The following is a 6,970-nucleotide window of genomic DNA, read 5'->3' on the forward strand; positions in this document are numbered from 1 at the left end:
GTGGCTATGGCACGAAGGTTCCACCTCTTCCCATTCCGAACAGAGAAGTTAAGCTTCGTCACGCCGATGGTACTGCGTAACAGTGGGAGAGTAGGTAGCCGCCGTTTTGGGATCCTTCCTCGGTCTGATGTCCGGGGGAGGATCCTTTTTTTTTTGAGATTATGCATTCTTTTTCTTGTCATGGATGTCATTCAGCCATTTAACTTCTACTTGAAGGTATAACTCCTTCTAACACCTTTTACCTACAGGCATTTTGAGGATATTCATTTTATTAGTCAGATGGTCTGTAATTCTCATAAAGTCAGGAAAACATCTTTAAAATGTAATTAAAAAAATAAGCAGGCTCTAAAAATTTTTTTAGAGCCTGCTTCAGAATAATTGTTTATTGGTTAATTGTAGAATTATTTTTTTATTCTGATTCCTTGTTGCAAGGATGTGGATAATCGATTGTGTAATGTAATCCTCGACTTTCTTTACGTTCCATAGCTTGACGGGTAATCAGGTAGCCTACATTAATCATGTTGCGGAGTTCGCAAATTTCACGAGATGCTTTTACGCGTTTGAATAGGCGTTCTGTTTCTTCGTATAAAATGTCTAACCGATTCCATGCACGTACCAGACGAAGATTGCTGCGTACAATACCTACGTATGCTTCCATAATTTGATTAACTTCTTTCATGCTTTGAGTAATCAAAATGCGTTCTTCGTTGTTCATTGTACCCTCTGCATTCCATTCTGGAATATCTTCATTGAAATCATAACGGTCTAGTACGCTTATGGCATGTTTGGCTGCAGAATCTGCATAAACGATGGCTTCTATCAGGGAATTTGAAGCTAGTCGGTTGCCTCCATGCAAACCGGTACAGGAACATTCACCTAGAGCATACAGACGTTTGATGCTGGATTGTCCGTCAAGGTCTACTTTGATGCCTCCGCATAGATAATGTGCAGCAGGAGCTACCGGAATATAATCTTTAGTGATATCGATTCCCAGGCTGAGACATTTCTTGTATATGTTCGGAAAATGTTTTTTAGTTTCTTCGGGGTCTTTATGAGTGACATCTAGATAAACATGGTCTTCACCACGCTGTTTCATTTCATTATCTATGGCACGGGCTACGATGTCGCGTGGAGCCAATGATAAGCGTGGGTCGTATTTTTGCATGAATTCTTCGCCTGCCAGATTTCTTAGTACACCTCCATATCCTCGCATAGCTTCTGTAATTAAGAAGCTGGGCCGGTCGCCCGGATGATACAAGGCAGTCGGATGAAATTGGATAAATTCCATATCTTTTACGATACCTTTGGCTCGATACACCATTGCGATACCATCGCCTGTAGCTACCAACGGGTTGGTGGTATGACGGTAAACAGCTTCGCATCCTCCTGTTGCCATAACGGTAACTTTTGAAAGGAACGTGTCCACTTCTCCTGTAGCTTCGTTCAATACGTATGCTCCATAACATTTGATACCTGGGGTATGACGGGTAACAATGATGCCTAAATGATGTTGTGTGATGATTTCTACGGCATAAAAGTTGGTAAAGACAGTGATGTTCGGATGTCGTTTGACTTCTTCTATCAAACTGGTCTGGATTTCGGCGCCAGTATTGTCTTTGTGATGAAGGATACGGAACTCGGAATGACCGCCTTCCCGGTGAAGGTCGAACTCTCCATTTTCTTTTTTGTCGAAGTCTACTCCCCATTTGATTAATTCTTCGATTTGTGACGGGGCGTTGCGTACTACTTTCTCTACCGCTGCACGGTCGCTTATCCAGTCTCCGGCAACCATCGTATCGTGAATGTGTTTTTCGAAATTATCCACCTTCAGATTTGTCACAGAAGCGATGCCTCCTTGTGCATAATATGTGTTCGCTTCTTCCAGCCCGGCTTTGCAAATCAGTGCAACCGAGCCTTTATGCGCTACTTTCAGCGCAAAGCTCATTCCGGCAATTCCTGAACCGATAACGAGAAAATCATATTTCCTTATCATGATAATAATGTGTATATATTGACGCAAAACTACAAAAAAACTGAAATGTCTGTACTGCATATTGCTTTTTTTTCAAAAGAACTTTACCGGATGTAATGATTTTATATGATTATTTACTATCTTCACCCTGAATTAATAAGGAAAAGGATGATGAACAGGACATTTCATTCGAAGGTAGACGGGTGGTACTGGTCATTAATGGCTGTTACTGCTTTTTTATTGTTCGATTTCTTTTGGTTGCATTATACGTTGCTGGCGGTCTTGCTGGCGATATGTATGATTTTCGAAATCGAAATGTTGGTCCATACCCGTTATGTAGTGACGGAAGACGGAATGTTGCGGATAGAGAGCGGTCGGTTTGTGCCGGGCAGGACGTTGGATTTGAATTCGATAGAAATGATGAACCAGGTCAAATCTTTTTCCATAGCTCCGGCTCTGTCGGTAAAACGAGTGGAAATCGTCTATCGTGTGGCAGGAAAAGATGATAAGCTACAGGTCTCACCTGTGGATGCAGATGAGTTCATCAGTTGGATACAGAAAAAGACAAGAAAGAATAATGAGTAAACTTAGATAAAAAAGAGATTATGGCAAAATTGTTTAGAGTTCGGCAAGTATCATACGTATGGATGACCATCTTGCTGGTACTGGTGTTGGCAATTGTATGGCTTTCTTTAGAAAGTAAGAATTATTGGGGATTGTTGGGGCTTCTGGCTCCTTTGGGACTTGCTGTTGACCAGTTGACAACCCGTATTCAGATACGCGATAACGGGGATGTATGGATACGCCGGGGATTTACCGGAGTTTCGCGTTTGCACGGCATTTCGAAATTGATTTACCGTAAAAAGGCATGGAAAAGCCAGCAAATTGTGTTGCGCCATACCAAGGGACACGCTACCGTGGATCCGAAAGACCGGAAAGGGTTCATCGCCAGCTTGAAGGAAGCGAACCCGATGATGGAATATGTGGAAGAATAACTGACCTTAAAAACAATAACGTACCATGAAATACCAAGTAGCGATTATCGGCGGGGGACCTGCCGGATATACCGCCGCCGAAAGGGCGGGGAAAGCAGGACTGAGCGTGGTTCTGTTTGAAAAGAACAGTGTGGGAGGCGTGTGTCTGAACGAAGGATGTATCCCTACGAAAACGCTCCTATATGCATCGAAGCTTTATGATAGCTGCGTCCACGCACGCAAGTATAATGTAAGTGCCGGTGAAGTTAGTTTCGATTTGCCCAAGATGATAGCCCGCAAGTCGAAGGTGGTGCGCAAGCTGGTGCTGGGAGTGAAGGCAAAGCTTACGGGAGCCAATGTCACGTTGGTAAACGGAGAGGCTTTCATCGTCGATGCGCATACCGTGCGTTGCGCTGGGGAAATCTACGAATGCGAGAACCTGATTCTTTGCACGGGGAGCCAGACGGTTATTCCTCCTATTCCGGGCATAGAGAAAGTCGGTTATTGGACCCATCGCGATGCGCTTGACAACAAAGAAATCCCACGGTCGCTTGCCATTATCGGCGGAGGGGTTATCGGGATGGAATTCGCTTCATTCTTTTCCGACTTAGGTGTAAAAGTGACCGTTATCGAAATGATGGACGAAATATTGAACGGTATAGACCGTGAAATTGTTTCGATGCTCCGTGCCGATTATGCAAAACGAGGTGTTGACTTCAAACTGGGAGCCAAGGTTGTCCGTCTGGAGCAGAATGAGACCGGTATGCAGGTTTATTATCAGACAGGAGCAGAAGAGACCTGTTTCGAGGCAGAAAAATTGCTCTTGAGTGTAGGGAGACGTCCGGTGACGCAAGGCTTCGGGTTGGAAAACTTGTCTCTTGCATATACCGGACGGAAGTGCATCAAGATAAATGCCCAGCTTCAAACTTCTGTGCCGGGTGTATATGCTTGCGGAGATTTGAATGGAGTCTCTCTCTTGGCTCATACGGCGGTAAAAGAAGCCGAAATAGCGGTAGATACCATCTTGGGAAAATCTGTCGGAATGAGTTATCGTGCCATTCCCGGCGTGGTTTATACACATCCCGAGGTCGCTTCAGTGGGAAAAACCGAGGAGATGTTGCAGAAGCAAGGCATTACTTATCGGGCGGTAAAGTTCCCGATGACTTATTCGGGCAGGTTTGTGGCAGAGAATGAGGGTGTGAACGGCATGATGAAGGTACTGGTAGACGAGCATAATAAGGTACTGGGAGTTCACTTGTTGGGCAATCCGGCATCCGAACTCATTGTATTGGGCGGCATAATGGTAGAAGATGAGCTTGATTTGGAGACTTTCCGCCGGTATGTATTCCCACATCCCACGGTAGGCGAACTGTTTAGAGATTTATAACTATGCATCGTTTAGGTTTCTTTTTAGGAATGTTGCTGGCCTTTTGCCAGGTTTGTGCACAAGGTGTGGCAGAACAACTGGAGGCACTGGTTGCATCATCGCCTGTGCTGAAGACATCCGAAGTAGGCATCACGGTATTCAATCTGACGAAAGGGACGCCGGTCTATGCTTATCAGGATCAGAAATTGTATCGTCCGGCTTCTATCGAGAAGATTATCACCACGGTCACGGCATTGGCAGAGTTGGGTACAGGCTATACCTTCGATACCCGTTTGGCTTATACGGGTACAATCGGGGCAGATAGTACCTTGGAGGGTAATTTATATGTGGTGGGAGGTTTCGACCCTGAATTTATGGAAGACGATTTGCAGCGTCTGATCGATGCCGTGCACCGTGCAGGTATAAACAGCATCAAGGGAAACCTGGTGGCAGATGTATCGGTGATGGATTCCATTTATTGGGGTACAGGTTGGGCGTGGGATGATACCCCTAATGCCTTTCAGCCTTATCTCTCTCCGTTGATGTTGAACAGGGGATGCGTGAATGTATCGGTCAAACCTTCTCAAAAGGGAAGACGTCCTGAAGTGGAAGTATTTCCGAAATCGGATTATTATACAATAGACAATCGTGCCGTGTGTGGTATACCTCATTATGGGAGTCTGAAAATAAATCGGGATTGGTTATATAACGGTAATACCATTCACATTACTGGTAATGTAGGGCGTCCGTCCGGCAGGACACTGAACATGTTTTCATCACAGGATTTCTTTATCCAGACTTTTCGTTACCAGTTAGCTCAGGAGCATATAGCCGTCGATTCGTTGAAATATGGCGTCTGTCCCGATACGGTCACCTTATTATATAAAGTCTCTCGTCCGTTGGAACCTGTTCTGAAACGTGCTTTAAAGAAAAGCGATAATCTTTCGGCGGAAGCTTTGTTTTATCACTTGGCTATCCGGGGAGGCGGGCATAAAAGTATCGGTATCGAGGATGCACAGAAAGAGATAGAACACTTCATGCGTCATCACATCGGGAAGGCCCCGGACGATTACAGCATTGTCGATGGGAGTGGGGTTTCGATGTACAATTATGTGTCGCCCGAATTGTTGCTGGCTTATTTGAAATATGCGTATGCCCATCAGGAAATATTCCATCCTTTTTACGAAGCGTTGCCCATAGCTGGTGTAGACGGTACACTCCGTTACCGTATGCGGAAAGAGAAGGCGTTCCGCAACGTGCGTGCCAAGACCGGTACGGTAAAAGGAGTCAGCTCGCTTGCCGGGTATGTACGTGCCGGAAATGGTGATATGTTGGCTTTCGTGATTATCAATCAAAACGTGATGAGTGGAAGAAAAGCACGTCTTTTTCAAGATAAGATTTGTGAAATATTGGCGCAATAATAAAGAAATTTGTATATTTGTGCGGTACAATGACAGACCGTGTTCGTAAACGGTATGACGAAATGCCGGAGATAAATAATTATTTACTATAAAAAATGAAAAACATTATGGTTAATTTCTCATTGGAGGGCAAAGTAGCCCTTGTAACAGGCGGTGCGTATGGAATCGGTTTTGCTATGGCCGAAGCATTGGCTCAGGCGGGTGCCAAAATTGCGTTCAATTGCCGTTCACAAAAACATCTGGATGATGCTCTTGCCGATTATAAGGCAAAAGGCATTGATGCAAAAGGTTATATTTGTGATGTGACCGACGAGGAAGCGGTTAAAGTACTTGTGGCACAGATAGAGAAAGAACTGGGCGTGATTGATATACTGGTAAACAACGCAGGTATCATCAAGCGCATCCCGATGTGTGACATGACGGTAGATGAGTTCCGTCAAGTTGTCGACATCGACCTTACAGCTCCGTTTATCATGGCTAAGGCGGTTATTCCGGGCATGATCAAGAAAGGTCATGGAAAGATTATCAATGTTTGTTCGATGATGAGCGAATTGGGTCGTGAAACCGTATCTGCATACGCAGCAGCTAAAGGCGGTCTGAAGATGCTGACCCGCAATATCGCTTCCGAATACGGTGAATACAACATCCAGTGCAATGGTATCGGTCCGGGTTACATCGCTACTCCGCAGACTGCTCCGTTGCGCGAACGTCAGGCAGACGGTTCACGTCATCCGTTCGATTCGTTTATTGTCTCAAAGACTCCGGCTGCACGCTGGGGAACACCCGAAGATCTGATGGGTCCCACGGTATTCCTTGCATCTGATGCTTCCGACTTTGTAAACGGTCATATCCTTTATGTGGATGGTGGTATCCTGGCTTACATTGGCAAGCAACCGAAATAAAATCAAGTCGTTTCATTCATAACAAAAAGGCAGGAAGTTTTTTCCTTTTTCAAAAGGAAGGCTTCCTGCTGTTTTTTTGTAGTTTTTCGAAATCTGATAAAAAGGCGAAAGAAACTTTTGGGAGAAATTCAAAACAGTTTCTTTCTATGTTGTAATCCAAATATCCAGAGAATTTTTTTATTTTATTAAAGGTTTTCATTAGCTTTGTAATCAAGGAGTTGAAGAGGATGCAAGCTCTGCTGAGGAGCAACTTGCCAGCAATAGACTCCCTGCGTTACGCCGTAACATTGTTGAGGGATGGGACATCGGTCCTGTCCCTTTGTGTTACGGATATC

General features: G+C 44.7%; 6 protein-coding genes and 1 rRNA gene. 6 read left to right on the plus strand and 1 reads right to left on the minus strand.

The annotated features are described in order from the left end of the window. Nucleotides 1–107, plus strand: a 5S ribosomal RNA gene (rrf, locus tag B5F25_RS20265); the annotation flags it as partial. A 302-nt stretch (nucleotides 108–409) separates the two neighbouring features. On the opposite strand, the gene nadB is transcribed toward rrf, so the two are convergent. Continuing rightward, nucleotides 410–1,993: an L-aspartate oxidase gene (gene nadB, locus B5F25_RS20270; RefSeq protein WP_087251676.1), complete on the minus strand. Its 1,584-nt coding sequence runs from the start codon at nucleotides 1,991–1,993 to the stop codon at nucleotides 410–412. Between the two features lie 147 nt (nucleotides 1,994–2,140). Here nadB and B5F25_RS20275 point away from each other — a divergent pair, with 147 nt between their 5' ends. The 5 genes from B5F25_RS20275 to B5F25_RS20295 all read left to right on the plus strand — a co-directional run bounded on the left by B5F25_RS20275 (nucleotide 2,141) and on the right by B5F25_RS20295 (nucleotide 6,635). Then, on the plus strand, nucleotides 2,141–2,557 hold the full coding sequence (locus tag B5F25_RS20275) for a PH domain-containing protein (protein WP_225226481.1): 417 nt from the start codon (nucleotides 2,141–2,143) through the stop codon (nucleotides 2,555–2,557). 20 nt (nucleotides 2,558–2,577) lie between these two features. Next, nucleotides 2,578–2,967 (plus strand): hypothetical protein, encoded by a 390-nt coding sequence (locus B5F25_RS20280; protein ID WP_140407000.1) that lies wholly within the window; start codon nucleotides 2,578–2,580, stop codon nucleotides 2,965–2,967. 25 nt (nucleotides 2,968–2,992) lie between these two features. After that, on the plus strand, nucleotides 2,993–4,333 hold the full coding sequence (gene lpdA, locus B5F25_RS20285; protein ID WP_087251674.1) for a dihydrolipoyl dehydrogenase: 1,341 nt from the start codon (nucleotides 2,993–2,995) through the stop codon (nucleotides 4,331–4,333). A gap of 2 nt (nucleotides 4,334–4,335) precedes the next feature. Further along, the gene (dacB, locus tag B5F25_RS20290; protein WP_087251675.1) at nucleotides 4,336–5,733 is read left to right on the plus strand and encodes a D-alanyl-D-alanine carboxypeptidase/D-alanyl-D-alanine-endopeptidase; all 1,398 of its coding nucleotides are present in this window, start codon (nucleotides 4,336–4,338) and stop codon (nucleotides 5,731–5,733) included. A 107-nt stretch (nucleotides 5,734–5,840) separates the two neighbouring features. Beyond that, nucleotides 5,841–6,635 carry a gluconate 5-dehydrogenase gene (locus B5F25_RS20295; RefSeq protein ID WP_022038708.1) on the plus strand — a complete coding sequence of 265 codons (795 nt, stop codon included), beginning with the start codon at nucleotides 5,841–5,843 and terminating at the stop codon, nucleotides 6,633–6,635. Nucleotides 6,636–6,970: the final 335 nt, after the last annotated feature.

Source organism: Bacteroides sp. An19, from assembly GCF_002160215.1.
Lineage (GTDB): Bacteria > Bacteroidota > Bacteroidia > Bacteroidales > Bacteroidaceae > Phocaeicola > Phocaeicola intestinalis.